Genomic DNA, 25,933 nt, shown 5'->3' on the forward strand with positions numbered 1-25,933 from the left:
GTGAACTGACCGGTATTTTAAAAGCTGTTTTAACGAGTCGCGATAAAAATTTAACTACAGTAGCCTTGTCGAATGCTGCCCATTAATTCTGAGCTGTGGGAGATGGCAGAAAACTTTCCTAGCGAGCGCTCTAAGCGAGCTAAATTCTTTTCCTGCCACTTTCCCGCCGCACGGAGGCGGCAGCGATCAAGGTCAATCAACCAAGGTGCGCCACTGGGGTCGATCAAAATATTGCGGGCGTTCAGGTCAACATGATCAAGCCCCGCTTGATGAAAGCGGTAAATCATAGCACCTACACGCTTTAACAACGCTTCATCCGCCAGATCGTCGGCGAGTAGCTCAGCGAATGCTTTGGCACCAGCAATGCGCACGGTAATCAACGCGGCTTCATACGTAAGCCCATAGCGAGTAACACAGCTTGCTACGGGGCGAGGTACCGGCAGCCCTTGCCCAAAAAGCGTGGCGGTTAAGCGCAGTTCACGAAATGCCCGGGTGCGCTCAGCGCCAGTCCATAGGTAGCGTTTCTCACTGAGTTTGGCCGCCATGCCCCCCCGGCAATAGGGCCTTAATACCCACTGCTCGGTCGGCGTTGCCTGTAAAAACAGACTGCTGCCCCGGCCTGGTGCTTCGCCCACAATTAATCCGCGCTCACGCCAGTAATCGCGCGTGAATAAGTCTGGATCAATTTGGTGTGTTCCCGGCCCGTCACATAAACTGTCTACATCATGTAAAATCAGCCAATTTCTCTGCCGGAGTGCCGCTAAGCGCATGAAGCCCTCTCTGCCTGTTCAGCCTAACCACATTGCCATTTTGCGCCTCTCCGCCCTAGGAGATGTGTGCAATCTCGTGCCCACGGTGCGGGCGTTGCAGCGCCAGTGGCCCGATGCGCGCATTACCTGGATTATCGGTAAGGGGGAGCACAGTCTACTGGCGGGGCTTTCCGGGGTCGAGTTCGTTGTTTACGACAAGTCGACAGGCATTGCCGGAATGCGCGCGTTATGGCGGCAGCTTGCCGATACGCGCTTCGATGTTTTGCTACATATGCAGCAGGCCATTCGGGCCAGCGTGCTGTCGCTTGGGCTAAAGGCCGACGTACGCGTGGGCTATGACAAGGCGCGTGCCAAAGATGCTCAGCACTGGTTCACCCAGCATCAGCTTGCGCCGCACCCCAATGCCCATGTGTTGGAGTCCTTTATGGACTTCGCCCGGGTGCTCGGGGTAGAGGATGACCGCTTAGCGTGGGATTTACCTGTGCCCGATACGGCACGTAATGAGGCTCAGGTGATCAGCGGTGAGACCTCTTACCTCGTCATTAACCCGTGTAGCAACGTTCGCCTGCGTAATTTTCGCAACTGGTCGGTAGAGGGCTACGCGAGCGTGATTGAACACGCTTGGGTGCAGCATGGTCTTAAAAGCGTATTGACCGGTGGCGGCAGTGCTCTGGAGCGTGAAATAGGCGAGCAAATTGAAGCACTCTGTCAGCCAGCCAGTGTCATTAACGCCATCGGCGGCACCTCATTAAAAGGGGTTTTAGCGCTGATCGATCAAGCCCAAGCGGTGATAGCGCCGGATACCGGCCCTATCCATATGGCCAATGCCATGGGAACGCCGGCATTGGGTCTTTATGCATCGACCAATCCCCAGCGTGCCGCACCCTATCTGTGGCGCGATTTTGCTGTCAACGCATACCCTGACGCGGTACGTACTTATCTGCATAAGTCGGTAGACGAGGTGAGCTGGGGCCAGCGGGTGCGTCACCCAAGCGCCATGATGCTGATTAAAGCAGACGATGTTATCGCTAAACTGGATACACTGCTGGCGCATAACGTCTCTGTCGCCAGTGCAGGGAGCACTGATGAAGATTGATTTAACCGCCTTAGAACATGCCCACGTGCTAGTGGTTGGCGATGTCATGCTAGATCGCTATTGGCATGGCGGTACCTCGCGTATTTCCCCCGAAGCGCCGGTGCCGGTGGTGCGTGTGGAAGATGTCGAAGACCGCCCAGGCGGAGCGGCCAATGTGGCATTGAATATTACTTCCCTAGGCGGTCACGCGGTGCTGGCGGGTGTGATCGGAGACGATGATAACGCGCAGATTCTACAAGCCAGTCTGACCGCTTCAGGTGTAAGTACTCACTTTCAACGTAGTGCAGAGATACCCACGATTACCAAGCTGCGTGTGATGAGTCGTAACCAGCAGCTGCTGCGCCTGGATTTCGAGCAGCGCTTGGACAGTGTCGATACCACTGAGCTAGTGACTCAGGTAGAAAAGTCGCTCCCCGATTGCGACATAGTAATCCTTTCCGACTACGGTAAAGGCACTCTGAACCAAGTAGAGAACTTGATAGCCAACGCAAGAGCCCAGGGCAAGCGGGTGCTAATCGACCCGAAAGGGCAGGATTTCAGCAAATATCGTGGGGCGAGTTTAATCACCCCCAATCTCACCGAATTTGAAGCCGTGGTTGGCCATTGTGCGTCCGATGCCGAGTTATCCCGACGGGGTGAAGCGCTACGTGCTGAGTTGGAGCTGGAAGCGTTGCTGATTACTCGCAGCGAAAAAGGCATGACGCTGATTCGTGAAGGGCATGCGCCGCTACACCTACCCACCCGCGCTCAGGAAGTTTTCGATGTAACAGGGGCAGGCGATACCGTTATTGGCTTAATGGGGCTAGCGCTAGCGGCAGGCCACGCCTTTCCCGAAGCAATGATGCTGGCTAATTTGGGGGCAGGGTTGGTAGTGGCCAAACCGGGCACGGCCACGCTCTCTATCGCCGAGCTCTACACTGCCTTACACGGCGATAAGCTGGCCGAGTTTGGGGTGATTGAACCGAATGTATTGATCGAGGCGGTGCGTGCTGCCCAGCTACGCGGTGAGCGGGTGGTCATGACCAACGGCTGCTTTGATATTTTGCATGCGGGCCACGTTGCCTACCTGGAGCAGGCTAAACGCCTGGGCGACCGTTTAATCGTCGCGGTTAACGACGATGCTTCTATTGGTCGCCTCAAAGGGCCCAAGCGGCCGATTAATCCACTTAACCGGCGCATGCAGGTGTTGGCGGGGTTAGGCGCTGTCGATTGGGTAGTGCCGTTTGGTGACGACACCCCCCAGGCGCTGATCGAAGCGTTGCTACCCGATATTTTGGTCAAAGGTGGCGACTACCGGCCAGAAGATATCGCCGGGGGCGCGGCGGTTATGGCCAATGGTGGCGAAGTTAAAGTACTGGGCTTTGAAGATGGCGTATCGACCTCGGCGATGATTAGTTCGATTCTAGATCGTGAGCGTTAAGAAACCTCTGATGTCTTCACCTGTCTGGCCTCGGCTTGCCTACTCAGCGGCACTGTATGCGCTCTCACCGCTGATTGGCTGGCACATTTGGCGTGAGCAAGTGCCCACTTACTCTCGCCTTCAAAGGCTAGGGTTACGCCTTCAGCCGCTTCCTCCAGCGCCACGTATTTGGCTGCACTGTGCCTCGGTGGGAGAAGTACGCGCTGCTCGACCGCTGGTTGAGAGGCTACTAGCGGGTTATCCAACGCATAGCCTGCTGCTCACTACCATGACCGCGACGGGTGCTCAGCAGTCCCAAGCGCTTATTAGCGAGCAAGCCCCAAGCGATCAAGCAAGGCTTACCCATCGCTTCCTACCGTTGGATTTTCCCGGTGCTGCCAGACGCTTTGTACGCAGCGTTCAGCCCGAACTCGCGATCCTATTTGAAACCGAGCTGTGGCCCAACCTGATTCACGCCTGCCGCCAGCAGGGTGTGCCGGTGGCAGTTGTGAATGGTCGCCTATCGCCCCGGGCCTTTAAGCGCTACCAGCGCCTGCGCCCGCTCATGGCCAGCACGCTCGCCGAGATTAGCTGGCTAGCCGCAAAATCACCGGCAGATGCCGAACGCTTTAATGCCCTTGGCTGCAGCACGGATATCACCCTTATAGTTGGCTCGCTGAAATTTGAGATGGCTAGTCAGAACAGAGCACGGGAAGAGGGTGAGCACTTACTTCAAGAGTGGGGAGAGCGTCCGATTTGGGTGGCGGGCTCAACCCGAGATGGCGAAGAAACACTGATACTTCAAGCTCATCGCCAGCTACTTAGGCGCTATCCGAGTGCATTGCTGGTGCTGGTGCCCCGTCACCCCCAGCGCTTTGATGAGGTGGCTAAGCTTTGCCAAACAGAAAGCTGGACACTAAGCCGTCGCAGCCTACAGCAGCCTGCCACAAAGCAAACGCAGGTTTACCTTGGGGATACGCTTGGTGAACTGGCTATGCTGTATGCGGCGGGCCGTGTGGCCTTTGTGGGGGGCAGCCTAGTGCCATTGGGCGGGCACAATGTGCTTGAACCCGCGGCGCTCGGCAGGCCGGTGCTTAGCGGCTCCTCAATTGAGAACTTCGCTGATGTGGCTGAGCCGCTTCAAGCGGCAGGTGCGCTAACTTTAGTCGATAGTCCGGAGTTCCTGGCAGACACTGTGGCAGGCTATTTTGCTAACCCTGAGCGCGCCCAACAGGCTGGGCGCGCTGGCCGCGCGGTGATTGAGACGCAAAAAGGCGCACTTGATCGCACCCTGGCAGGATTGGCGTCGTTACTGTCTCGTTAGCCAGTGCCTGTAACGAAGAATCCTTATTTAAGCGCTATGCGTTCCACACCATCTTCTTTGCCCAGCAGCAGAACATCGGCGCCGCGGGCGGCAAACAAGCCATTGGTCACCACTCCGACGATAGCGTTGATACGCGCCTCCATGGCTACCGGGTCTTCGATCATAAATTCAAAGCAGTCGATGATTTGGTTGCCATTATCGGTGACTACCCCCTGGCGATAAACCGGCTCGGCACCAAGCGCTACCAGCTCGCGGGCGACATAGGAGCGAGCCATGGGGATGACTTCTACCGGCAGCGGAAAATGACCTAACTGAGGCACGTACTTTGAGCCATCAGCAATGCAGATAAAGCGTTCGGCACAGGCAGCCACGATTTTCTCGCGGGTAAGCGCAGCACCGCCGCCTTTAATCATATGTAAGTTAGCATTTACTTCGTCCGCACCGTCGATGTAAAAAGGAACTGTGCCAACGCTATTGAGCTCAAAAACTTCAATGCCCAGTTTCTCAAGGCGCTCGGCACTTGCCTTAGAGCTCGCCACCGCGCCTTTAAAATGATGGCGCAGGGGCCCCAGGCGATCAATAAACAGGTTAGCCGTGGAGCCGGTGCCAATGCCTAAGATGGTATCCTTTTCCAACTGAGATTTAATTTCTGCAATGGCGGCGTCCGCCACGGCGGCCTTTAATTCATCCTGGTTCATAGCTTGGTTCATAAATAGCCTTGTGAGTCAGAGGAGAGTTAGAGAAAAGAGGTAGTGGCGTTAGTATAACGGCCTAAACGTTGCCTGCCGATGGAAACGCGGCTAGACGCCGCTATACGTAATCTGCTACCAATAAAAGCTTTGTCCGTTCACGTTCTTCCCTTGGGATACCCGCATGCTCGAAGCAACCGTCAAAAAGATCCTCCAAGCCCGCGTTTATGAAGCCGCTTGTGAGACCCCGATTTCCCCTGCACCCTTTTTGTCGCGTCGTTTCAACAACCAGATTTTGATTAAGCGCGAAGATCTACAGCCGGTGTTTTCGTTCAAAATCCGTGGCGCTTATAACAAAATGGCGCAGCTCACCCAGGATCAAAAAGATAAAGGCGTGATTGCCGCTTCCGCCGGTAACCATGCTCAAGGGCTGGCCATGGCCGCGAAGCTGATGGGTGTCAAAGCCGTCATTGTGATGCCGCGTATTACCCCCGATATCAAAGTGCAGGCGGTGCGCGCCCGGGGCGCCAAGGTCATCCTCAAAGGGGATGCCTTCGCTGCTGCAGCCGAGCATGCTCAAGAGCTGATCAAAGAGCACGGTTACACCTATATTCCGCCGTTTGACGATATTGATGTGGTGGCCGGTCAAGGCACCATCGGCGTGGAAATTCTGCGCCAACACGCTGGGCGCTTAGACGCCATCTTTGTGCCGGTTGGCGGCGGTGGTTTGATCGCCGGTGTCGCGGCCTATGTGAAGTACCTCCGCCCGGATATCAAAGTAATCGGTGTCGAAGCCGAAGACAGCGCCTGCCTCAAAGCCGCCTTAGAGGCGGGTGAGCGTGTGGTGCTCGAGCAAGTGGGTGTATTTGCCGAAGGCGTCGCGGTGGCACAAATTGGCGAGGTGCCGTTTTCGTTGATCAAAGATCTGATTGACGGCGTTATCACCGTCAATACCGATGAAATGTGTGCAGCGGTGAAAGATATTTTTGAAGATACCCGTGCCGTGGCGGAAACCTCTGGCGCGCTCTCGCTGGCAGGGCTAAAAAAATACGTGCAGCAGACCGGTGCCGAAGGCGAGACGCTGCTGTGCATTAACTCAGGCGCCAATACCAATTTTGATCGCCTACAGCACATTGCCGAGCGCACGGAACTAGGCGAGCAGCGTGAAGCGATCCTGGCGGTGACCATTGCCGAGAAACCCGGTAGCTTTAAGAAGTTTTGCCGCACGCTAGGCAAGCGTATGGTGACCGAGTTTAGCTATCGCTACGCTGACAGCAGTGAAGCGCATATCTATGTAGGCGTGCAGGTTAAGCCCGGCGGTGAAGATCGACAGGCAGTGATCGACAAGCTGCGTGAGAGTGGCTATCAAGTAGAAGACTTGACTGACAATGAGCTGGCGAAACTGCATATTCGTCACCTAAGTGGTGGCCGCCCCAGCGAACGTTTCGAAGAAGAGGTATACCGTTTTGAGTTCCCCGAGCGCCCCGGTGCGCTGATGAACTTTTTGACGCAGTTGCCACACGACTGGAACATCTCGCTATTTCATTATCGCAACCATGGCGCTGCCTACGGCCGAGTGTTGGTGGGAATGCAAGTCCCAAACGGTGACCGTACTCATGTGGCAGAGTACTTAGATGCCATCGGCTACCGTTACTGGCGTGAAAGCGATAATCCGGCCTACCGATTATTTATGGCTTAGCGCTGCCCTGCGGTAAGCATAAGACGTGCGTAAATAGTTGTGTGTAAGTGGTTGCTTACCTTTAACGTCAGAGCTGCTAGTAACATAACGTAACTTAATCCTCAGAAATGAGGCTAAAAAAGGTCGCTAAACTAGTTGTCAACGATGGCCTAATAGCCCTATAGTCGTGAACGAAATTAAGCAAATCTGCCACCCTTTTGAAACCGTAAAGTGTGGTGGATTTAGCACATTCGGCAACGGTAAAGGTGTTGGAGAAGCGGCATGCGGCGGAAGAAGCCTGATATGGTAATGGCGTTGATGGTGGTATTTGCATTAGGAGTGCTGGCTACCGGCTATGCGCAGGCGTTGTCGGGAAGCTAATTCCCCGCAAGGTGACAGATAGCAGACGAGAGGGGCTGATCCTTTATGGGGTCAGCCCTTTTTTATGGCCAGTTTTTAAGGACAGCGATTGCCGGCGAACGTAGCCTTGGTCACTGACCACCACCTGTAAAGGCACATCCCATGGCTCCACAGGCAGAGAAGCCACCTGTTGGCAGGCATGGGCGACGCCAATCAAAGTAGGCGATGGGCCGGGGCGGTGCATGAACGCTAAGCTGCGGTCGTAAAATCCACCCCCCATACCCATGCGGTTTGCATTAGCATCAAATCCGACTAGCGGCACAATCAGCGTATCTAGCGCCCAAGTGGGCAGCCGATTACGCCGCTGGGCACTGAATCTTACGTCAGGCTCCCAAATACCAAAACGGTTTTTTATCATTGGGGTGTCAGGACGGTAGGCAACAAACCACAGGCGGTTAGCGCTAAACGGACGTAAAACCGGGAGATAAATATTGACGTTACGCTGACGTAGCCAGGGAATAAGCGGGGTAGGATCGATTTCGCCGTTGACAGGCAGATAAAGACTTAAGCGCCGTGCGCGGCGTATTTCAGGCAGGGTTTTCAATCGTTGGCACAAGCGCTGTGCCGCAAGGCGTTGCTCATGCTCAGAAAGGGCTCGGCGTTGGTGACGTAAAGAGCGGCGGAGCGCGCGCTTATCGTCGTCCAGATAGAGGCTTTCCATGCAGATATTCTTTTATCCTCTATATTTTCGCATAGCCTAGACTTTGGGTGTTCTCCAGAGTGCCGCTGTCATTCTGGCCCTGAACCTACTGGTTCAGGTGGGTGGCCGCAGCCAGACCGTCAGGCTTTCCGACGCACGGACATGCACACGGGCCTGGCTAGCATTTGGCCCCCTGGGTATTACGCATAGGCTCGAGGGACTATAACGACTGGCGTACACCCCAGAGAACCCCGCCATCCTAACAGAGCGACGGCTAATGCCAAAGGTCTGGGTTAAACGTTCGCCGAGTCTTTAGATCGTTGACAGCGCTTTCAGGTAAAGCCTAAGACTGGCGCGTTTTGGATAATGCCCGCTCAAGACGCTCATTTAAACGGTTCAGGCTCTCTTCACCGGCACGGTGCTCATCCATGGCTTCAAGAAGTTCGTGGGTGATATTGAGGGCCGCCATGATCGCCACACGCTCACTCCCCAGCACGCTGCTTTGGGCATTGATACCCTGCATGGCGCGGTCTAAGTAGCGCGCGGCGCGATCAAGTTTGGCTTCTTCGCCCGTGTCGCAGGCAATGATATAGCCGCGCCCTAATAGGGTTATTTCTTTGGTTGGCCGCTTGGCGTTGCTCATCAAAGACTCCAGCACGGGCCAGCAAGGGGCCCAATGCGTTAACATCACAGCATAGGAAGATAGGTGTCACTCACTATAAGAGAGGCACTTGTGCGCGGTCAACGCGCGGGCGAGTGCATCTCGTACCATTGCCGCCACCCTATCCCCCACACGCCCAGTAAATACGAGGTTATTAAATACTATGTCATTGATTGATGAGCGTCAGGACTTCTCCGATGTCGCAGATGTCTTTCTTCTCCATGGCAGCATGCAGTCGCCGGCTTTTTTGGATGGCCGCTTATGTGCGCTGCTGGCGTTACGCGATGTGAATGCAGAGGCTTGGTTGGACGAAGTCTGCCAGAGCCTTGGTGTTGAGCAGCCCCGCGATCAGGCAAGTGCCGAGCGGCTATTAGGCTGGCGGCGGCAAACCGTGGAGGCGCTTAGCGCCAGCGACCTGGACTATACCCCACTGCTACCCGACGAGCTGTTCTCCCTGGGCGAGCAGGCGCAGGGTCTTAAAGAGTGGACGCTGGGCTTTATTGAGGTGATCGATGAAGTGGCCGACAACGAGCTGCGCGAGCGTTGGTCTCAGGCGCTCCGTGAGGCGATTGATGACTTGCAGGCGCTGGGTCGGATAGATACCGATATCGACGACAGCCCCGAAAACGAAAACGATCTGTTTGCGCTTACCGAGCATGCCCGCATGGCCGCTATGCTGCTGTATACCGAGCAGCACCCCGGTATGCCGCAAGTCGAGCAAACTGACGCACCCGTTCACTAATCCCGTTGCCTAGATAGGAGCCGCTATGCTGTCCGACCCTGTGTTGCCTACGTTGTTACCTCGCCCCCCTGCGATCAGTATGGGCGAGTACCGCCACCGCCGTGACGCCTTAATGGCCCAGCTGCCGGATAACGCAGCGGTGGTGCTCCCCGGTGCCGGACTGATGACCCGCTCCCGGGACAGCGAATTTGCCTTCCGTCAGAACAGCGATTTTTACTACCTGACAGGCATACGTGAACCGGATGCGCTGCTGTTGCTGCTACCAGGGCGCGCTGAAGGTGAAAGCGTGGTGTTCTGTCAGGATCGAGACCCCACCATGGAAGCCTGGACAGGGCGCCGTTTGGGTGCCGAAGGCGTGGTCGCTGAATACGGCATCGATCAGGCGTTTGAAAACGCAGTACGTGATGAACGGCTGCCTGAATTGTTGGTAGGTCGTGAGCTACTTTATCTGCCGCTAGACAATGCTGAAGCTGTCAGCATGGCTGAAGATGCTTTACATGAAGCCCTGGTCGGGCTTAGACGCGGTCGGCCACCGCTAAAAGGTTGGCTGGATATCAACCCGTTGGTTCACGCCATGCGGCTAATCAAAAGCGATGCTGAAATTGCCCTGCTCAGACATGCGGCGCTGATATCTGCCCATGCTCACCGGCGCGCCATGCAGGTGGCGCGCCCAGGGCTGAGCGAATTTCAGCTCCAGGCAGAGTTAGAGCATGAGTTTGTCTGGCATGGGGCCAGTGGCCCTGCCTACAGTACGATTGTGGGGAGCGGTGCCAACGCCTGCGTACTGCACTATATTGAAAACAGCGCACCGCTGTGTGAAGACGGCTTGGTGCTGATCGATGCAGGTGCCGAGTTTGAGTTATATGCTGGTGATATCACCCGCACATTCCCGGTGTCCGGGCAGTTCAATGATGCCCAGCGGGCGCTCTACCAAGTGGTGCTCAACGCCCAGCAGCGCGCTGTGAGTGCCGTCCAGCCGGGTGCCACCCTTGCTGATATCCACCAGGGCGTGGTGCATGACTTAACTGCCGGGCTGATTGAGCTTGGCCTGCTGGAAGGCGACGTTCAGGCGCGCATCGATGATGAGAGTTATCGACGTTTTTACCTGCACTCAACGTCACACTGGTTGGGGCTGGATGTGCACGATGTCGGCACTTACCGGTTGGATGAGCAAACACCTCGGCCACTGGTTGCAGGTATGGTGCTCACCGTGGAGCCTGGCCTGTATATTCCTAGTGAAGACGATATTCCTGATGCCTATCAGGGGATTGGTATTCGTATTGAGGACAATGTGGTCGTCACTAACGAAGGCCATGAAGTACTGACCGCAGACGTGCCTAAACAGGTCGTTGAAATCGAAGCATTGATGGCTAAAAAGTAACCAGTCATCAATGTCTATAAAAGTCTTTATGTAAATTACGTTACGAAATTATTATTACCTCTTTATGAGTCGGCGTCGTGGCCGGGAGAAGCCAATGCAGCAGTCTAATCAGGCGGTTAAGGGAGCGCTGACGCATGACATTGTGATTGTGGGTGGGGGGCTGGTAGGCGCCAGTTTAGGCTGCGCCCTGGCGCCGCTGATTGAACGCTATGGCTGGCGTGTGGCGATCATTGAGTCGGCGCCTATGGCTGTTCAGCCACAGGAAACGACCTGGCAGCCCAGTTTTGATTCCCGGGCCAGTGCGATTGCAGAAGGTTCAGCCCAGCGCTTCCAGCAGTTGGGTGTGTGGGAAGCGATGCGTGATGAGGCCACGCCTATCAAGCGCATTCACATCAGTGAGCGCGGCCGCTTAGGAGCGACACGGCTGAGTGCTGACGAGCTGGGCGTCGCCGCGCTGGGGCATGTAATCCCCAATGCGTGGATGGGCCGTGTGCTGCACCAACGGCTTGCCCAACTGCCGCTGGAGTGGCACTGCCCTGCGAAGGTTGAGCAACTTACTCCCGTGGCTAATGGGCATGATCTGCAGCTCTCAGACGGTAGCCAGTTGACGGCAGGACTAACGGTATTGGCAGATGGGGGACGCTCTGGTCTTAAAGAGCAGTTAGGTATTGGCAGCCGCCATGAATCTTACCAGCAGACGGCGCTGATCGCTCACGTGGGGGTAAGCCAGCCCCACATGGGCGTCGCTTATGAGCGCTTTACCTCCCAAGGACCAATGGCGCTGTTGCCGCTCCCCGGCCAGGCCATGGAGCTCATCTGGACGCACCCCAGTGGTAGCGAACAAGCTCGTATGGCGCTTCCCGAGCGTGAATTCCTGCTGCAACTTCAGTGTGCCTTTGGCGACCGAGTGGGTCGCTTTACCCGGGTCGGCACCCGGCACGCTTATCCGCTTTCACTGGTCACCGCTGAAGAACCGGTGCGTCCAGGGCTGGCGGTATTGGGTAACGCTGCCCACGCTTTGCACCCGGTCGCGGGGCAGGGGTTCAACTTGGCCCTGCGTGGGGTAATGGATCTGGTCGAAGCGCTGGAGCAGGGTGAGCAGGCCAAGCGGCCGTTGGGCGATATGAGTACGCTGCAAGCCTTTGAGAAGCAGCGCTCCCGAGACCGCGCCAATGTGATTCGCTTTAGCGACGGCCTAGTGCGGCTATTCGGGCTCTCCTTCCCGCTGTTGCCCCATGCCCGGGCCGCGGGGTTAATCGGCTTGAATCTAATTGGGCCCCTGCGGCGAGGGCTGGCTCGCCGCGCCATGGGCTTAGAACGTTAAGCTTATACATCCTAGGCTATGAATATGAACAAGGGAACGCTATGCATACGGACTCATCCATTGCGAAGCCGTCGGTGGAAAGCTTTGAAGCGATTATTGTTGGCGGTGGTATGGTCGGCACCGCGCTCTGTGCGCTGTTAGCCCAGGCGGGCATGCAGGTAGCACTTGTTGAGGCAAAGCCCGCGCCGTTAAGCCTTGAGAATGCCACTAGCCAGCTGCCAGCCCCGCGGGTTAGCGCGTTAACGCCGGTCTCTCAACGTTTGCTAACCCATTTGGGCGCTTGGCCTGCGATGCAGAAAACCCGGGTAACCCCCTACCAAGGCATGCAGGTATGGGATGCCGAAGGGAGTGGTGAAATTACCTTTTCCGCCGACGAGGCGGGAGTCGCGGTGCTGGGCCATATTGTTGAGAATGCGGTGACGCTGGCCGCGCTCAATCATCAGGTTGTTGGCCATCCCAATGTCACCCCATTTTTTGGCGCTCGCCTACAGGCGCTGCAGCGCGCAAGCTCACCTCCTTCAAAGCAAGCCTCAAGTGGCGACTGGCTGATACTTGACGATGGGCGACAGCTACATGCGCCGTTAATCATCGCCGCAGATGGTGCCCACTCGGTGCTGCGCGAAATGGCCGGTATTGAGGTGGCCAGCGACGATATGCAGCAGGAGGCAGTGGTAACCACCGTTACGTGCGCCAAGTCCCATGGTGGCGCTGCTCGGCAAGCGTTTATTGACGGTCGCCCACTGGCGTTTCTGCCGTTAACCGTGGAAGGGAATGACCATTACTGCTCAATCGTATGGTCAACCACGCCGGAGCACGCCGCTGAGCTTAGTGAACTTTCCCAGCAAGCCCTGGGAGAGACGCTAGGTGAGGCGTTTGGTCTCCGCTTAGGAGAGGTAACAGCCTGCGATAAAGCCCACCGTTTTCCGTTAGTGCAGCGTCATGCCCGCCACTATGTGCAGCCGCATTTTGCTCTGGTGGGCGACGCTGCCCACAACATTCACCCGCTGGCGGGTCAGGGCGTCAATTTAGGCCTTATGGATGCGGCGGTCTTGGCAGAAGAGGTGGTGCATGCCTGGCAGCGCGGCGCGCCCTGGGGAGAGTTAAGCACCTTGAAGCGCTATGAGCGCCGGCGGCGCTTTGATAACAGTGCCATGCTGGGGCTGATGAAGGGCTTTAAAGTACTGTTCGGCAGCCACGATCCGGCGTTGACGCTGGCGCGTAACCTGGGGATGAGTGGCATGAACCAGTTGGTGCCACTAAAGCGGGTATTAATGCGGCAGGCGACCGGGGAGCGCGGCCGCCTGCCGCTTAGCTGTCGTTAAACCGGGCTGTCGTTAAATCAGGTTGCCGTCAACGCCGTTGACGGTCGACTACGTTGAGTGCTTTAAGCAGATTAAGCGCCTCGCTGAGTTGGTAATCATTGAGTAGTCGCTCGGCCATTTCCTGGCGATCCCGTGGCGCCTGCTGAGCGCTTAGGTGGCCCTCGAGGTCGGCTTCGCGAATCTCCCGGCGGCTCTCGGCGACTTCCAAGCGACCACGGACAACGTCTACATCGGGCTCAATGCCTTGGGCCTGAATGGAGCGTCCGTTGGGAGTGTAGTAGAGCGCCGTGGTAAGTTTGAGTCCTTCGCCATTACCGAGTGGCATAATCTGCTGCACTGAACCTTTACCAAAACTATCGGTGCCCATAATCACACCACGCCGCTGATCCTGCAGCGCCCCGGCGACGATTTCCGCCGCTGACGCACTGCCACCATTGATCAACACGACCAGCGGCACATCGGCAGCGGGCGTGGTGGGTGAGGCAGAGAACGACATTTCGGTATCTGAGAGGCGCCCCTCGGTATACACGATCAAGCCCTCATCCAGGAACAGGTCGGCAATGCCGACGGCGGCCTGTAGCACCCCACCGGGGTTATTACGTAAATCGAGTATCAACCCTTCTAAAGGCTGTTCGCGAGCCATAAGCTCAAGCGCATCGCGCGCCTGTTCCGGTGTGCGCGACTGAAACTGACTAACGCGCAGGTAGCCATAACCGGGCTCGAGCAGCTCATGTTTAACGCTTTCGCTGCGAATAACCTCGCGGGTCAGAATAAATTCCCGCGGCGAATCTTCGCCTGAACGCAGCACGCTAATGCGTAGATCGGTGCCCGGCTCACCGCGCATCAGGGTGACGGCCTCTTGCAGCGACATGCTGTCGGTGGGGGTGCCATCAATGGCGACGATAATATCGCGAGAAAGTAGCCCCGCGCGGGAAGCGGGGGTGTCGTCGATAGGCGTAATCACCATGAGCTGACCATTCTCGGTGCCCACCTCGATACCGATGCCGCCAAATTCGCCCTGAGTCGACTCGCGCAGGCTCTGGTACTCCTCCTCATCCAAGTAGGCGGAGTGGGGATCTAGCTCGCTCAGCATGCCGCGCATAGCGTTGCGCAGCAGCGTACTGTCATCGACCTCCTCAACGTAGGCACGCTTAATGCGTTCAAACACCTCGGCGAAGGTCTGAATATCTTCCAGGGGTAGTTGGTCGTAGGATGGCTCATCCACTGCACCGCTACCGGCTGGCTGGGCGAGCAACGGTAGCGGGGCCGCCAGTAAAGCAATCGGGAGCAGGGTAGCCAAGAAGCGCTTGGCGGGGGCTGATACCCCGGTAACTGATAGCGTCATGCAGACTCCGCAGGGCGATAGGTGGCGCCATAGCGCGCACCCTGTCGTGGAAAGTGTTTAGTTGAAAATGAACATTGAGACATCAATAGTCATGCAGCTTATCCCGTCAGCGACGCGCAATCCAACGCTGTGGATTAATTGGTTCACCCCCGCGGCGAACTTCGAAGTAGAGCGCCGCGCGGGTTTGACCACCGCTATCACCTACGCGACCAATTTCATCACCGCGACTGACCTGCTGACCAGGCCTGACGCTAAACTGTTGCAGGTGAGCATGCAGCGTCATGATCTGGTCACCGTGGTCGATAATCAACAAGTTACCAAACCCCCGCATCCAGTCAGCGAATACCACCCGGCCAGTGTGTACGGCAGTGACCGGGGTGCCCGCGCTGGCCTGAATCACAATACCGTTATAGTGCACGCCGTCGCGATGGTGAAAACTGCTGCTGATTGAACCCTGTACCGGCCAAGGCAAATCACCTTGGGTGCTTACAATATGCGTAGTAGGCGTGGGTTCAGCAAGTTTTGCCATCTCCGCCTGGATATTACGGAGTACCCTTTCGGCCTCTTCGCGGCTCTGATTGAGGTCGGCCAGCCGCTCCTCTTCGCTTCCGTAGCGGTCATCCAGATTGGAAACAACGCCTCGCCGTTCGGTGGTGCGTTGGGCTAACAGCGCGCTTTGCTCTTCTAACTCGTCGGCCAGCGTATCGAGGCGGGCCTGCCGCTCGCTTAGTTCCTCCTGAGTATCGGCGAGCGCCGTATCGAGGCGGGCGATAGCATTTAAGCGGCGATTGCGTGCTTCGGTCAGCCGATTCATATACGCCTGCATACGATCAAGCTCGGACGGGTCGCCCTGGTTAAGCAGCAGTTTGAGCTGCGGCGTTGGGCCAAGGCGGTAAAGCGCTGAGAGCTGCTGGCCCAAGGCTGCATATTGATCGGCACGCTCGCTCTCCAGTCGGTCACGATGTTGACGGAGCTGGGTCGTTTCATCATTCAACTGGCGGCGCTCAGCTTGTAGCGTGTCTAAGCGCTGATGAGTCTCGGCAAGCTTGGTTTCGACTTCCTTGAGCTCGCGTTCGGCGCTATCGCGGGCCTCGCCAGTGGCGCTGAGGCGTTGGGCAACGGACTCGATCTCTTGGCCAATCGCATCCAACTGCCGGCGCGCCGCACTTTCATCCTGCTGGGCGAAGCCTGCTGGCGCATAACTTATCGCCAGCAGGAGGGTCATTGCCAAATAGCGCCGATTAGACATTACTTATAATGGATCAGTGGTTTACCCGTCATCGCCTCGGGCTGTTTCTGATCCATCATGGTCAACAGCGTGGGGGCCAGGTCGCATAGTTTGCCCTCTTCAAGCGAGGCCGCACGTTCGCCGACGTAAATAAGCGGCACCACAAAGGTGGTGTGGGCGGTTTGCGGTGCGCCGGTTTCGGGATGAACCATCTGTTCGGCATTACCGTGGTCGGCGGTAATTAAGCAGGCGCCGCCTGCACGCTCGATGGCTTCAACGACACGACCCACGCAGGTATCGACGGTCTCAATGGCTTTTACCGCCGCATTGAAGTCGCCGGTGTGGCCGACCATATCGCCGTTAGCGTAGTTGCAAACGATGAGATCAAAGCTGCCGCCATCGATGGCGTCGACAAGCTTATCGGTAATTTCAAAAGCGCTCATTTCAGGCTTTTCGTCGTAGGTGCGTACATCACGGGGTGAGGGCACCAGGATGCGCTTCTCGCCTTCGTACTCGGCTTCATTGCCGCCTGAAAAGAAGAACGTCACGTGGGGGTACTTTTCGGTTTCGGCAATACGCAGCTGCTTCAAGCCACGCTTGGCGACGACCTCCCCCAGAGTGTCATTAAGATCAGATGGCGGGAAGGCGGCAGGCGCAGGAATGTCAGCGGCGTACTGGGTCATCATTACCAGCCCTTTACCGGCAAGCTTAGGGCATGCCCGCCGCTCGAAACCGTTGAAATCCGGCTCGGCAAAGGCACGAGTTAACTCACGGGCGCGGTCGGAGCGGAAGTTAAGGAAAATCGCTGCATCGCCATCCTGCAAAGTAACTGCTTTTTCTTTGGAACCGTCTTTGAGCGGTATGCTGCTAGCCGCCACAAATTCATCGGTTTCACCACGCTGATAGGCGTCACGCAGTGCGGTTTCAGCGCTGGTGGCGTAGTACTCTGCTTGGCCATCGGTAAGCAGACGGTAGGCCTGCTCGACGCGCTCCCAGCGGTTGTCGCGATCCATGGCGTAGAAACGGCCAATAATCGAGGCGACAAAGCCATTGTCAGCGCCCACCAGCTCGGCTAGGCGAGCATTGGCGCGCTCTATCGAGGCCAGCGCACTTTGCGGTGGCATATCACGACCATCGAGAAAGGCATGAATAAAAATACGCTGGGCCCCACGGCGTGCCGCAAGTTCGGCCACGGCAATAAAGTGGTCTTCATGGCTGTGGACGCCGCCGGGGGAGAGCAGGCCAATCAAGTGTACCGGCCGGCCATTGGCGACAGCCTCGTCAATCGGCTGGGTGAGGTTGTCATTAACATCCAGGTCGCCGTCTTCAATCGCCTTGCTGATACGGGTAAAGTCCTGATAAACGATACGTCCGGCACCAATATTCATATGGCCAACTTCAGAGTTGCCCATCTGGCCATCGGGAAGCCCCACGTTAAGGCCATCGGTGTGAACGAAGGCGTGAGGGCGGCTTTCCCACAGTTTATCCATTGTCGGCGTATGGGCAGCGGCCACCGCATTATGGTCGCTCTCGGGGTTGTGGCCGTAGCCGTCGAGAATAATCAGCGCCACGGGGCGCGGGGTGCGAGAAGTATCCATAAAAAAACCTCGTTAAGATTGGCAAGCCGAACGACTCGAAAATTCGGGGTCGCGACAGGCGCACGCTTGGGGCATCATAACGCAGGCAACTGCCAGGCGTCATGAGTTAGGCCTGCGCGGGAAGCTATCTGACGTGTATACTTGTCGCGTTTTGGCAGCGGTTAGGCCGCTTTTTTCTGCATAGACCAAGAGATTGTGTTCGCGATGATCGATCAGGTGTTCGAATTCGTACAGAACCACCCCCTGCTAGTTGGGGCATTTTTGCTGGTGCTGATAGCGTGGATTATTTATGAAACGCGCAGCGCCGCCACGAATGCACTGACTGCCTCGCAGGCCACTCAGCTTATCAACCGCGAAGACGCGGTGGTGCTGGATATCCGTGAAAACAAAGACTTCAAAGCCGGGCATATCGCGGGGGCGCGCAACATTCCGCAGAGCAACCTCGATAGCCGCATGAGCGAACTGGATAAAGTAAAAGCCCAGCCGGTCATCGTGGTTTGCAAGCACGGTCAGAGTTCTGGCGCCGCACAGGCCAAGCTCACCAAAGCAGGCTTTGAGCGTGCTTACAAGTTGAGAGGCGGTATGGCGCAGTGGCAAGGCGACGGCCTTCCGGTGGTTAAAAAGTAAGCAACGCTACCTTTATTTAATGAACAATCAGGAGTTTTCTCATGGCGGAAGATAACAACACCCCGCAGGCTGGTGCCGCGGCGGACGAAAAACCGCAGCTCAAATTCTCGCTGCAGCGTATTTATGTAAAAGATATTTCGTTTGAAGCGCCCAATTCGCCCTCGGTGTTTAAGCAGGCGTTCAAACCTAAGGTGAACCTGGATCTTAATACCACCAGCACTAAAATTGCTGATGACCAGTATGAAGTGGTGGTCAAAGTCACTGCCCAGGTGAACGACAACGAAACCGGTACCACCTCTTTCCTGGCGGAAGTAGAACAGGCGGGCCTTTTCCGTATTGCCGGTATTGAAGGTGCGCAGTTGGATCAAACCCTAGGTGCCTTCTGCCCTAACCTGCTGTTCCCCTACGCCCGCGAGTGCGTGGATAACCTGGTCAACCGTGGTGGTTTCCCGCCACTGATGCTGGCACCGGTTAACTTCGAAGCGATGTACGCTCAGCGTAAGCAGCGCGAAGCTAAGCAAGCCGCCGAAAACACTCACTAAGCGATGCCAAAAGCCATGTCAGAAACGCACGCCGCTGATTGGTACGCCCTGCATGGCAAAATGCCACGTCTCTATGTGCCTGCTGCTTTCGTAGCAGGCAGAGAACTTGCATTGCCTGATGGCCCGGCGCGCCACATCACCCGTGTGTTGCGCATGGGCGAAGGTGCACCGTTGGTGCTATTTGACGGCCAAGGTATCGAGGCGGGGGTGCGCTTGGCGGACGTTAGCCGCAAGCAGACGCTCGTGCGGGTCGAAGCGGTATGGTCGGGCAGTGGTGAATCGCCGCTGTCTGTCCATTTAGGCCAGGCCATCTCTAAAGGCGACCGAATGGATTATGCCATTCAGAAGGCCGTCGAGTTGGGCGTTGCGGCAATTACTCCACTGTATACCGAGCGCGGTGATGTGCGCTTAAAGGGCGACCGTGAAGATAAAAAGCTCGCCCACTGGCAGGCAGTGGCGGCCAGTGCCTGCGAGCAGAGTGGCCGTGCGGTGGTGCCCCAAGTGCATTCACCGATGCCGTTATCAGCATGGCTTGAAGAGCGCCAGGAGCCGCTGCGCTTGATGCTGCATCTAGCGACCGGCAATGCGTTTGATCGCCAAGACCGACCGGCTTCGGTAGCGCTGCTTATCGGCCCTGAAGGCGGTTTAAGCGAGAGTGATATCGCCGCTGCCCAAACCGCTGACTTTACGCCGCTGACTCTTGGCCCACGGGTTTTGCGTACGGAGACGGCACCGGTGGTGGCGCTTTCGTTGCTGCAGCACTACTTTGGTGATTTGTAAGTACTTACTATCAATCGAAGCCTTGTCAAACTGCTTTGCCCCTTCGCTCGCTTGCCCCTGAGCTCTTTGTCTCTGATTCCGGCCCATTTCGATATGCCTGCTGAAGGCCCTTAAGCACGATGGGTTTAAGCATCGGCAGCGGTTCACCTGATAGCCCACTGATCACCAGCAAGCGGTGTTGTCGGCCTTGCGCATAGCCCAGATAGCAGGGCAGCCATATCGGCGTTGGGGCGCTATCCAGCACTTGAATTCGCCAGTGGCGTGGTGTCGCCATGCGCTCCCATAGCCACAGCTGGTCCAGTGCTTCTGGCGTTGGCGGTAAGCCGCTATCAATGTTAAGTGCTGAGCTGGGTTCTTCGGCCTGGGTGGGTAGTTCGGTGCCCACTAGTAGTAGTGCACGGCGCATTTCCTTAGCACACAGTAACCAAGCACCCGCTGCACCATTCGATAGGCCTAGCGGTGCCGTCCAGAGGCCAACCCAGGCAGGTTCGCAAGCCGTCGCGCCAAGGCGCTGTAAGCACCGTTTAGCAGCATCTTCTTCAATCCGCCGCGCAAGTGTTAAGCGTTCAGCCATTTGCCCACCCCTGCAGCAGCGCTAGCATGCCCAGTATGAGACAAAACCAAGCGAATAGGCCGATACAGCGACGGCGCGTCAACCGTGCCTCTTGACCAATCACCTGGGCGTTATCGGCTCTTGCGGCCAATACGGCCTGCATATCCGGCGCGGCTTCGGTCATCATCACATCGCTTAGCTGATCTTGGCTGGGTGCGGTTGCTGTTAGGCTAACGAGATAGCCAACGCTCATCGAAACCGCTACCCCCACCGTGTTGTTATACAGCCACGAGATATCGAGGAGCGCAGACACGGCCCATACGGAGAGCATGCCGGCAATCAGTCCGGCCATCGCTCCCCGTGCGTTGGAGCGGTGGCTAAAAATAGCCAATAGGAAGGTACCTAGTAGCGCCCCGTAAAACCACGAGCCGATTTGGTTGACCGCCTCGATCACAGGGCCAAGATTACCGGCGAAGAAAGCAAACAGGGTGGCATAAAGCCCCCAGAAAATGGTGGCCGTGCGTGATGCTTTCAGATAATGAGCATCGCTGGCATTGGGGTTGATATAGCGACTATAAAAATCCCGCACGGTTACCGCCGAAAGCGAGTTGAGCGCCGAGTCGAGACTCGACATCGCCGCGGCAAACACCCCGGCAATGACTAGTCCCGCCATGCCTGAGGGAAAGGCGCTGACGACATAGCGGGGTAGCAGTTCATTGAGATCCTCGGGGGGCGTTAGCCCATGCTGCTGGTAATAGGCGGCCAAGATGATGCCAATAAATAGAAACAGCAGCATCTGCGGAATCAGCAGGTAACCGCCAATCAGCAGCGAGCGCTGAGCATCGAGCACTGATGGGCTTGAGAGCACTCGCTGGATTTGGCTCTGGTCAGTGCCGAAGTAGGCCACATGGAGGAAAAAACCGCCGAGTAAGCCTGCCCATAGCGAGTAGGTTACGCTGGGGTCGAAGGATAAATCGATGGCGTTGAACATGCCGCTGGCCGCGCCGAAGTCGAAGACATCGCCCCAACCGCCAGGCAGGCTGGTCACTAAAAAGAAGATGCTTAACAGTGCACCAAGCCAGAGTACGAACATTTGCACCACATCGGTCCAAATTACCGCGCTGATACCGCCCATCACGGTATAGGTGATGGCCAGTACCGCCATAATGATAATGGTGAGGTTAACGCTCCAGCCGGTCACCACTGCAAGCACGAGCGCTGGCGCATAGAGCACCACGCCAGTGGCTAGGCCGCGGGCAATCAGAAACAGCAGGGCTGTGAGGGTTCGCGTCGCTGGGCCGAAACGGCGCTCCAGCAGTTCGTAAATACTGTAGATGCCCGCGCGGTGGAAAATAGGTACCAGCACCAAAATCAACACAATCATGGCCAAGGGCACATTGATAAACGTCACCAGGCGTTCAAGGCCTCCCTCGAAGCCCCAGCCCGGCGCCCCGATAAAGGTGATCGCGCTGGCTTGGGTCGCCATGACCGAAAGACCGATGGCCCAGCCGGGAATTTTGCGTCCGCCTAGAAAATAGTCTTCGGGGTTATGCTGATCTTTGCCGAAGCGTGAACCAATCCAGGCTATTAAGCTGATGTAACCAATCAAAACGATCGTGTCAAAAAGCGTGAACCCTTCCATGTTCGCCCCCTTACGCCTAATTTTGTCTAGTGTTTTTGAGAGTAGCAGGTTGTGGAGTGTTTGCTTTTTCAGGCGTCAGGCATGCTTTCAACCACTAAAAAATGCTATCTCGCTTTGCCCTGTGGGTGTCAGGCACCATAATGTTGGTCTATTTTCTTGAAGGACGTTACCCATGGTGCGTGAGTCACACTCATCCCCCCGATCCGCCAGCGATGCAGCCGCCCAGTTGGGAGAAGTGGCGTACCTAACGGTCACGGCCGTCAATAACATCGGGGCGTTTTTGCAATGGGGGCAGCCGAAGGATGTGTTGCTGCCGTTTAGTGAGCAGCAGTTCCGCCCTGATCCCGGCAAACGTGTACTGGTCATGCTGTATAGCGACGACCAGGGGCGGCCAGTGGCGTCGATGAAGCTGGATCGTTTTTTGACCGATGACGCCTGGGCCATGGAAAAGGGTGACGAAGTCGCCGTCATAGTGGCGGAGCGTACTGATCTGGGTATGAAGGTGGTGGTGAATCACCGCTACTGGGGGCTTATTTACCAGGACGACGTCACCCAGCCATTGCGCCGTGGTCAATCAGTCAAGGGCTACGTAAAGCAGCGTCGTGAAGATGGTCGCCTAAATATCTCGCTGCTACCGCCAGGTGCGGCTCGTTTGGATGTGGTGGGCGATAAGATACTGCAGGTATTGCGTGAAAGCGGCGGCTATTTGGCGCTGGGGGATAAAAGCCCTGCTCATGAAGTTAAAGCCCGTTTAGGGGTGAGTAAAAGCGCCTATAAACAGGCCATTGGGCGGCTTTATAAGCAGCAGCTGATTACCCTAGAACCTGGAGCTATCCGCTTAGTGCCCGGCGCGCTTAGCGAGTAGTGAGCTAGGGCAGTTGGAGCCGGGCGGGCAGTGCGGCATACTGGGCCTCTATTGTTCATGTTTGGATAGTGCCCCCGATGAGCCAATCAAATCTGCATCTCGGCGTTGTGATGGATCCCATCAGCGACATCGCTTACAAGAAAGACACCACCATGGCCATGCTATGGGCCGCCCAGGAGCGTGGTTACACCCTGCACTATATGGAGCAGGAGGATCTTTTCTTGAATGCAGGGCAAGCCTACGCACGTATGCGGCCGTTAACGGTGCATCGTGATCCGAACCACTGGTACGATTTAGGCGAGCCCTCAGCGCGACCGCTGGTTGAGCTGGATGTGGTGTTGATGCGTAAAGACCCGCCCGTCGATGCCGATTTTACTAACGCCGTGCATTTATTAGGTTTTGCTGAGCGCGAGGGTGTGCTGGTGGTTAACCCCACGGCAGCGCTGTTGCAGTGTAATGAGAAGCTGTTTGCGCAACAGTTCCCACAGTGCTGTGCGCCGACGCTCGTGGCTAGCCGTGATGATGTTCTGCGCGCCTTCCATGCGGAGCACGGCGATGTCATCTTCAAGCCTCTGGATGGCATGGGCGGTACCGGCATTTTTCATATTGGCCCGGAAGGCCGTAATATCGGCGCGGTCATTGAGCAGCTTACCTTGCGCGGCCAGCGGCAAATTATGGCCCAACGCTACCTGCCGGAAATTAAGAATGGCGATACGCGTATTCTGTTGGTCGATGGAGAGCCCGTTCCCTTTGGGTTGGCGCGTATACCCTCGGCGGGCGAGACTCGTGGCAATCTAGCTGCCGGTGGGCGGGGTGTGAGTCGCGAACTCACCGATCGTGATCGCTGGCTAATTCAACAGGTACAGCCCATGATTCGTGATAAGGGCTTAATGTTTGTCGGCCTCGATGTCATCGGTGACTATATTACTGAAATCAACGTTACCAGCCCCACCTGTGTGCGTGAAATTGATGATCAGCGGGGCACTAATATTGCCGGTTTACTGCTGGATGCCATTGAGCGCCGCTTAGCCTAAGCACGGCTTCACTCTTATAATGATACTTATTACGCTATGCCTGCTGGGATGCCTGCAGGCAGTGGGAGACGCATGCAAAGTTTGAAACATCACTTTCTAATGGCTATGCCGCATTTAGAAGATCCTAATTTTGCCGGTAGTTTGATCTATCTTTGCGATCACGATAACAACGGCTGCATGGGGGTAATTACTAACCGACCGTTAGAGATCACGCTTGAGGCGCTGTTTGATCAGCTGGAATTAGGCGGTGAAACAAGCCCACACCGTAATGCGCCGGTTTATTACGGCGGGCCGATGCATAAAGACCGTGGCTTCATTCTGCATGTCGGCGATAGCCAGCAGTGGGACTCGAGTATCCAGGTGGAGGACGGTATTGCGCTGACCACCTCGCTGGATATTCTTCAGGCCTTTGCCGCTGGCGAGGGGCCAGAGCACTTTTTAGTCTGCTTAGGCTGCGCGGGCTGGGAAGTCGGGCAATTGGAAGAGGAGTTGAAGGAGAACAGCTGGCTAACGGTAGAAGCCGAGAGCAACGTGCTCTTCAATACCCCGCCCGTTGAGCGCTTAACCGCGGCGGCTGGTTTACTCGGTATTGATCTTAACCTAATGACCCGAGACGCGGGGCACGCCTGATGGCCGAAGCGGGGCAGCGCTTAATCCTGGCCTTTGACTACGGCACTCGGCGTATTGGTGTGGCGGTGGGCAACGAGCTGCTGCGCAGTGCGCGCGAGCTCACTCCGCTGACGGCAAGGGATGGGATTCCCGATTGGAATGTCGTGTCACGGCTACTTAACGAGTGGCAGCCGGATCTGTTAGTGGTGGGATTACCGTTGAATATGGACGGTAGCGAGTCAGATATGAGCACTCGCGCTCGCAAGTTCGGTAATCGTTTGCATGGCCGTTTTGGTAAACCGTGTGAAATGGTCGATGAGCGTGGCACCACGCGAGAAGCTAAGCTAATCGCTCGCGAGGCGGGCCATAAAGGCAATTATCGTCAAGACAGTGTCGATGGCATTGCGGCTATTCTTATTCTTGAAGGCTGGTTCGCCCACCAGGAAGGCTTGCCTGGCGGGCGCCTTTCTCTATAAGTTCTACCTTGAAATTCCTACCCTTAAACTTTTGCGCTTTAACGATCCAGCGTGCCCGTTTGGGTGGGTACGTACCAGCGCACGGGGCGTAGCTCTTTTTCGATTAGCTCATCGACATTGAGCAGTGTCGCGAAAATCGCCATTCGCATGGGGATACCGTTATCGGTTTGGCGGAAAATCGCCAGACGCGGATCGCCGTTAAGGTCGACGTTTAAATCATTCGCGCCGGGGCGGCTATCCCTGGGTAGCGGGTGCATCACAATGGTGCTTTGGCTGCAGCGGTGATCGAGAAAATCGCGGTTAACCATAAAGTCGTCAGAGAGCCCCTGAAAGCTCTCATTCATCTCGTCGGTAAAGCGTTCCTTCTGTATCCGTGTGGTGTACACCACATCTAAATCGGCAAAATCACTAGCGAGAGAATCGCGCTGCTCAATGCGGTGGCCGCGAGAGGCTACTAAGTCAATCAGCTTGGAAGGCATCTCAAGGCCCGGCGGCGACACCAGGGTAATGCGCAGCGGGTCATAGAGGGATAAAAGCTTAATCAGTGAATGTACGGTACGGCCGTACTTCAAGTCGCCGGTGAGTAAAATATGCGCACCGGTCAGTGATTTACCTAGGCGCTGAAACTCTTTATCAATCGTATAAAGGTCAAGTAGTGCTTGGCTGGGGTGCTCCCCGGGGCCGTCGCCACCATTAATAACCGGTACATTCGTCGCCGCGGCAAACTCAGCCACCGAGCCCTGGTCGGGGTGGCGCATTACAATGGCGTCGCAGTAGCCACTCATTACACGGCTGGTGTCATATAGTGACTCTCCCTTCGCCATAGAGGAGAAAGTGAAGCCCGTGGTGTCACATACGCTGCCACCTAAACGACAAAAGGCAGCATTGAAGCTTACCCGCGTACGGGTGCTGGCTTCAAAAAACAGGTTGCCGAGTACCGCCCCTTCCAACACTCGTGTCACTTGGCGCCGCTGAGCAATCGGCTCCATGCGTGCAGCCACACGCAGTAAATGATCAACGCTTTCGCGGTTTAATGAGTCGACAGTTAGCAGGTGGTGGCTCATGGCGGACCTCAGTAAGGTGGTAGATAGCGCTAGTGTAACCGCCAATGAGGGTAGTGCCGAAGGGCTTTCATTCACGCATGGCGGACAATCTGTAATTTTTCTACAAAACCGCTTGCCAACCCGG

25 protein-coding genes and 1 other RNA gene are annotated in these 25,933 nt (G+C 56.4%); 15 read left to right on the plus strand and 11 right to left on the minus strand.

Annotated elements, in window-relative coordinates; all coding sequences use genetic code 11:
• Window positions 1–50: 50 nt before the first annotated feature.
• Entirely contained in the window at window positions 51–770 is a 720-nt protein-coding gene (locus tag HALTITAN_RS04410; protein ID WP_039857866.1) for a 3-deoxy-D-manno-octulosonic acid kinase, read from the minus strand.
• Between HALTITAN_RS04410 and HALTITAN_RS04415 the strand changes: the two genes are divergently transcribed.
• The 3 genes from HALTITAN_RS04415 to waaA are packed head-to-tail and all read left to right on the plus strand — an operon-like array spanning window position 769 to window position 4,589.
• On the plus strand, window positions 769–1,866 hold the full coding sequence (locus HALTITAN_RS04415; protein ID WP_039857868.1) for a glycosyltransferase family 9 protein: 1,098 nt from the start codon (window positions 769–771) through the stop codon (window positions 1,864–1,866). The genes HALTITAN_RS04410 and HALTITAN_RS04415 overlap by 2 nt on opposite strands.
• Window positions 1,856–3,286, plus strand: coding sequence for a bifunctional D-glycero-beta-D-manno-heptose-7-phosphate kinase/D-glycero-beta-D-manno-heptose 1-phosphate adenylyltransferase HldE (hldE, locus tag HALTITAN_RS04420; RefSeq protein ID WP_039857870.1), 1,431 nt, complete (start codon window positions 1,856–1,858; stop codon window positions 3,284–3,286). The genes HALTITAN_RS04415 and hldE overlap by 11 nt, the downstream gene beginning before the upstream one ends.
• 10 nt (window positions 3,287–3,296) lie before the next feature.
• Window positions 3,297–4,589: a lipid IV(A) 3-deoxy-D-manno-octulosonic acid transferase gene (gene waaA / locus HALTITAN_RS04425; protein WP_039857871.1), complete on the plus strand. Its 1,293-nt coding sequence runs from the start codon at window positions 3,297–3,299 to the stop codon at window positions 4,587–4,589.
• Window positions 4,590–4,612: 23 nt separating this feature from the next.
• On the opposite strand, the gene rpiA is transcribed toward waaA, so the two are convergent.
• Window positions 4,613–5,287, minus strand: coding sequence for a ribose-5-phosphate isomerase RpiA (gene rpiA, locus HALTITAN_RS04430; protein ID WP_027958479.1), 675 nt, complete (start codon window positions 5,285–5,287; stop codon window positions 4,613–4,615).
• Between the two features lie 175 nt (window positions 5,288–5,462).
• Between rpiA and ilvA the strand changes: the two genes are divergently transcribed.
• The gene (ilvA, locus tag HALTITAN_RS04435) at window positions 5,463–6,977 is read left to right on the plus strand and encodes a threonine ammonia-lyase, biosynthetic (RefSeq protein ID WP_009286372.1); all 1,515 of its coding nucleotides are present in this window, start codon (window positions 5,463–5,465) and stop codon (window positions 6,975–6,977) included.
• A gap of 403 nt (window positions 6,978–7,380) precedes the next feature.
• On the opposite strand, the gene HALTITAN_RS04440 is transcribed toward ilvA, so the two are convergent.
• From HALTITAN_RS04440 to HALTITAN_RS04445, 3 genes are all read right to left on the minus strand, one after another.
• A complete protein-coding gene (locus tag HALTITAN_RS04440; RefSeq protein WP_009286373.1) occupies window positions 7,381–8,037 on the minus strand; it encodes a 5-formyltetrahydrofolate cyclo-ligase in 657 nt (218 codons plus the stop codon).
• 47 nt (window positions 8,038–8,084) lie between these two features.
• Window positions 8,085–8,267, minus strand: a non-coding RNA gene (gene ssrS, locus HALTITAN_RS24675) — 6S RNA.
• Between the two features lie 92 nt (window positions 8,268–8,359).
• Window positions 8,360–8,659 carry a cell division protein ZapA gene (locus HALTITAN_RS04445; RefSeq protein ID WP_022521011.1) on the minus strand — a complete coding sequence of 100 codons (300 nt, stop codon included), beginning with the start codon at window positions 8,657–8,659 and terminating at the stop codon, window positions 8,360–8,362.
• A gap of 181 nt (window positions 8,660–8,840) precedes the next feature.
• On the opposite strand from HALTITAN_RS04445, the gene HALTITAN_RS04450 reads away from it, so the two are divergent.
• The 4 genes from HALTITAN_RS04450 (at window position 8,841) to HALTITAN_RS04465 (ending at window position 13,446) form a co-directional block, all read left to right on the plus strand.
• The gene (locus HALTITAN_RS04450) at window positions 8,841–9,419 is read left to right on the plus strand and encodes a UPF0149 family protein (RefSeq protein WP_039857873.1); all 579 of its coding nucleotides are present in this window, start codon (window positions 8,841–8,843) and stop codon (window positions 9,417–9,419) included.
• A gap of 40 nt (window positions 9,420–9,459) precedes the next feature.
• A complete protein-coding gene (pepP, locus tag HALTITAN_RS04455; protein ID WP_039858095.1) occupies window positions 9,460–10,800 on the plus strand; it encodes a Xaa-Pro aminopeptidase in 1,341 nt (446 codons plus the stop codon).
• 94 nt (window positions 10,801–10,894) lie between these two features.
• Window positions 10,895–12,124, plus strand: coding sequence for a 2-octaprenyl-6-methoxyphenyl hydroxylase (ubiH, locus tag HALTITAN_RS04460; RefSeq protein ID WP_039857874.1), 1,230 nt, complete (start codon window positions 10,895–10,897; stop codon window positions 12,122–12,124).
• A gap of 41 nt (window positions 12,125–12,165) precedes the next feature.
• Window positions 12,166–13,446 (plus strand): UbiH/UbiF/VisC/COQ6 family ubiquinone biosynthesis hydroxylase, encoded by a 1,281-nt coding sequence (locus HALTITAN_RS04465; protein ID WP_009286377.1) that lies wholly within the window; start codon window positions 12,166–12,168, stop codon window positions 13,444–13,446.
• Between the two features lie 28 nt (window positions 13,447–13,474).
• On the opposite strand, the gene HALTITAN_RS04470 is transcribed toward HALTITAN_RS04465, so the two are convergent.
• The 3 genes from HALTITAN_RS04470 to gpmI all read right to left on the minus strand — a co-directional run bounded on the left by HALTITAN_RS04470 (window position 13,475) and on the right by gpmI (window position 17,617).
• A complete protein-coding gene (locus HALTITAN_RS04470; RefSeq protein WP_009286378.1) occupies window positions 13,475–14,791 on the minus strand; it encodes a S41 family peptidase in 1,317 nt (438 codons plus the stop codon).
• Between the two features lie 106 nt (window positions 14,792–14,897).
• Entirely contained in the window at window positions 14,898–16,016 is a 1,119-nt protein-coding gene (locus tag HALTITAN_RS04475; RefSeq protein WP_236614921.1) for a murein hydrolase activator EnvC family protein, read from the minus strand.
• Window positions 16,017–16,039: 23 nt separating this feature from the next.
• Window positions 16,040–17,617 carry a 2,3-bisphosphoglycerate-independent phosphoglycerate mutase gene (gene gpmI, locus HALTITAN_RS04480; RefSeq protein ID WP_039857877.1) on the minus strand — a complete coding sequence of 526 codons (1,578 nt, stop codon included), beginning with the start codon at window positions 17,615–17,617 and terminating at the stop codon, window positions 16,040–16,042.
• Between the two features lie 204 nt (window positions 17,618–17,821).
• On the opposite strand from gpmI, the gene HALTITAN_RS04485 reads away from it, so the two are divergent.
• The 3 genes from HALTITAN_RS04485 to HALTITAN_RS04495 are packed head-to-tail and all read left to right on the plus strand — an operon-like array spanning window position 17,822 to window position 19,566.
• Window positions 17,822–18,244, plus strand: a complete 423-nt coding sequence (locus HALTITAN_RS04485) for a rhodanese-like domain-containing protein (protein WP_027958472.1) — start codon at window positions 17,822–17,824, stop codon at window positions 18,242–18,244.
• Window positions 18,245–18,285: 41 nt separating this feature from the next.
• Complete coding sequence (gene secB / locus HALTITAN_RS04490) at window positions 18,286–18,786, plus strand: protein-export chaperone SecB (protein ID WP_027958471.1); 501 nt, start codon at window positions 18,286–18,288, stop codon at window positions 18,784–18,786.
• A 15-nt stretch (window positions 18,787–18,801) separates the two neighbouring features.
• Window positions 18,802–19,566: a 16S rRNA (uracil(1498)-N(3))-methyltransferase gene (locus tag HALTITAN_RS04495; protein ID WP_051051833.1), complete on the plus strand. Its 765-nt coding sequence runs from the start codon at window positions 18,802–18,804 to the stop codon at window positions 19,564–19,566.
• Window positions 19,567–19,591: 25 nt separating this feature from the next.
• On the opposite strand, the gene HALTITAN_RS04500 is transcribed toward HALTITAN_RS04495, so the two are convergent.
• Together HALTITAN_RS04500 and HALTITAN_RS04505 are read right to left on the minus strand one after the other, a co-directional pair.
• Window positions 19,592–20,140, minus strand: a complete 549-nt coding sequence (locus tag HALTITAN_RS04500) for a hypothetical protein (protein ID WP_039857878.1) — start codon at window positions 20,138–20,140, stop codon at window positions 19,592–19,594.
• Window positions 20,133–21,761 carry a sodium:solute symporter family protein gene (locus HALTITAN_RS04505; protein WP_009286380.1) on the minus strand — a complete coding sequence of 543 codons (1,629 nt, stop codon included), beginning with the start codon at window positions 21,759–21,761 and terminating at the stop codon, window positions 20,133–20,135. The genes HALTITAN_RS04500 and HALTITAN_RS04505 overlap by 8 nt, the downstream gene beginning before the upstream one ends.
• 172 nt (window positions 21,762–21,933) lie before the next feature.
• Between HALTITAN_RS04505 and HALTITAN_RS04510 the strand changes: the two genes are divergently transcribed.
• From HALTITAN_RS04510 to ruvX, 4 genes are all read left to right on the plus strand, one after another.
• On the plus strand, window positions 21,934–22,626 hold the full coding sequence (locus HALTITAN_RS04510; RefSeq protein WP_027958468.1) for a CvfB family protein: 693 nt from the start codon (window positions 21,934–21,936) through the stop codon (window positions 22,624–22,626).
• A 77-nt stretch (window positions 22,627–22,703) separates the two neighbouring features.
• Window positions 22,704–23,660: a glutathione synthase gene (gene gshB, locus HALTITAN_RS04515; RefSeq protein ID WP_039857879.1), complete on the plus strand. Its 957-nt coding sequence runs from the start codon at window positions 22,704–22,706 to the stop codon at window positions 23,658–23,660.
• Window positions 23,661–23,732: 72 nt separating this feature from the next.
• Complete coding sequence (locus HALTITAN_RS04520) at window positions 23,733–24,290, plus strand: YqgE/AlgH family protein (RefSeq protein ID WP_027958466.1); 558 nt, start codon at window positions 23,733–23,735, stop codon at window positions 24,288–24,290.
• On the plus strand, window positions 24,290–24,745 hold the full coding sequence (ruvX, locus tag HALTITAN_RS04525) for a Holliday junction resolvase RuvX (protein WP_022520995.1): 456 nt from the start codon (window positions 24,290–24,292) through the stop codon (window positions 24,743–24,745). The genes HALTITAN_RS04520 and ruvX overlap by 1 nt, the downstream gene beginning before the upstream one ends.
• Window positions 24,746–24,783: 38 nt before the next feature.
• Here ruvX and HALTITAN_RS04530 read toward each other — a convergent pair whose 3' ends face one another.
• Entirely contained in the window at window positions 24,784–25,809 is a 1,026-nt protein-coding gene (locus HALTITAN_RS04530) for an aspartate carbamoyltransferase (RefSeq protein ID WP_027958465.1), read from the minus strand.
• Window positions 25,810–25,933 lie beyond the last annotated feature (124 nt).

Source organism: Vreelandella titanicae BH1, assembly GCF_000336575.1.
GTDB lineage: Bacteria > Pseudomonadota > Gammaproteobacteria > Pseudomonadales > Halomonadaceae > Vreelandella > Vreelandella titanicae.